Here is a 327-nt window from a genome sequence, read left to right as displayed (position 1 = left end):
GTGCTGGCGCATGTGCTGCACATAGACCTCGCGCGCCACCAGGAAGGTGCCGTGCAGGTTGTTCTGCACCACCGCGTTCCAGCCATTGAAGCTGATGTCTTCCAGCGCCGCGGGAAACTGGCCGCCCGCGCAGTTGAACAGGCCGTCGATGGCGCCATGCGCGGCCAGCGCATCCGCCACTACGCCCCGCACGCCGGTTTCGCCGCGGATATCGCAGGCGTGCAGCGTGATGCGGCCGGCGGCCTCGGGATAGATGCCCACGATCTCGTCGCGCACGGCTTCCAGTTTCTCGGGCTTGCGGCCCACCAGCGCCAGGCCCGCGCCCAG

The 327-nt window shown here is 69.1% G+C and carries 1 protein-coding gene; it reads right to left on the bottom strand.

From position 1 onward, the window contains the following. The coding region (locus U858_RS0132970; protein ID WP_025141338.1) for an SDR family NAD(P)-dependent oxidoreductase at positions 1 to 327 on the bottom strand (327 nt) is incomplete at both ends.

The organism is Achromobacter sp. DH1f, assembly GCF_000633435.1.
Taxonomy (GTDB): Bacteria; Pseudomonadota; Gammaproteobacteria; order Burkholderiales; family Burkholderiaceae_B; genus Achromobacter; species Achromobacter deleyi.
This window is presented reverse-complemented; position numbering and strand designations above follow the sequence as displayed.